At 43.2% G+C, this 1,744-nt stretch carries 1 protein-coding gene; it reads left to right on the forward strand.

What is annotated here, in order from left to right; all coding sequences use genetic code 11:
- Positions 1 to 1,722: SusC/RagA family TonB-linked outer membrane protein (locus B3B27_RS02555; protein ID WP_286846782.1), on the forward strand; the 1,722-nt coding region annotated here is incomplete at its 5' end.
- Positions 1,723 to 1,744 lie beyond the last annotated feature (22 nt).

Here is a 1,744-nt window from a genome sequence, read left to right on the forward strand (position 1 = left end):
TACGATAATGTTTCTTGGAAAGACGAAAGAAGATACGTAATGCCCGAATTATATCTGGCGACTGGCCGTACTAACTGGGGCGAATTACAAAGATCAAAAAGCTATGATGCTGTTAGTCCCCAATACTCGAATTACCAGCGGCAGTCCCGTAAATATCATTTTGAAAGCACACTAACCTGGGACAAACTCATCGCTGATAACCATCGAGTAAGTGCACTTGTTTATTATTACATGAGTGACGAACAAGACACGAGAGATGTTGATTTTGCCGATTCAGGACGTCGCGCATTGGAAGCTCTTCCGAAAAGATACCAAGGGCTCTCCAGCAGGCTCACATACGGATTCAAAGACACCTATATGATCGATTTTAATTTCGGTTACACCGGTTCGGAAAACTTTGAACCCGGGAAACAGTTCGGGTTCTTCCCTTCAATAGCGCTTGGATGGGTTCCTACCAGTTATAAATGGGTAACGGATAATATGAGTTGGCTTAACCATTTTAAATTACGTGCTTCATACGGATCGGTGGGTAGTGACCGTATTGCCGATTTCAGGTTCCCTTTTATGACTATCATTGGAGAAAATCAGCCTGTAGGTTGGGGAAGTACGCTAAACGGCGTGAGCGAATTACAATTCGGAGCCAATAACTTGATGTGGGAAAAAGCATTAAAGGCCAACGTGGGCGTTGAAGCAAATATGTTGGATAATAGATTATCTTTTGTAGTGGACTTTTTTAACGATAAGCGTGAAAGTATTTTTCAACGGAGGGAAACTATCCCCGGCTATGTGGGGTTAGTCTATACTGCGCGCCCGTATGGTAATGTGGGAAGTATGCGTAGTTATGGTACGGATGGTAATATTTCATACACGCACGAAATCCGGAAAGACTGGAGTTTTACCATCCGGGGAAATTACACCTATTCAGCAAACGAAATAATCAATTGGGAACAGGCCCCTACAAGATATCCATACCAACTATATAACGGTTACCCTTTATCAGCATTGCGCGGTTACATTGCCACGGGATTGTTTACCGACGAAGACGATATTGCATTTAGCGCTGCTCAGTCTTTCGGAGGCTTCAAAGTGATGCCTGGCGATATTAAATACAAAGATATCAATGGAGATGGAATCATCAATTCAGACGACCAGGTGTTTTTGTCTGACCCTACCTATCCGCGGTTAATGTATGGATTCGGCGGTGAAATGAAATACAAAGACCTCACGTTAGGCATTCTTTTCAAAGGAACAGGTAAAACTGATTTTTATCACGTGGGGTATCGCGGCAATGGAGCAGGTTACGTACCGTTTAACAATGGAAAAATCGGCAATGTGCTGACGATGGTCAACGATCCAGCCAACCGCTGGATTCCAATGGACTATGCTTTGGCAAATGGGATTGATCCGGCTTTGGCTGAAAATCCTAATGCCCGTTTTCCACGTCTTTCATACGGATATAATGCTAATAATTCGCAGTTGTCCACCTTTTGGAAGAATGATTCCCGGTACATTCGTTTACAAGAGGTAACACTCAATTACAATCTCAAAGCGAACTTTCTTAAACGGTTTGGCTTGTCATCTGCTGATATACAGTTAGTCGGAAATAACCTTGTTGTTTGGGACAAAGTTAAAGACTGGGATCCGGAACAGGGATATAGAAATGGACGCGCTTATCTAAACTTCTCCCCTTCCTTAGACAGTTTCTATTCACAGATAAGTTAGTTTCCTGGGATCGCCCTGCAGG

It is taken from the genome of Proteiniphilum sp. UBA5463 (genome assembly GCF_002427225.1).
GTDB lineage: Bacteria > Bacteroidota > Bacteroidia > Bacteroidales > Dysgonomonadaceae > Proteiniphilum > Proteiniphilum propionicum.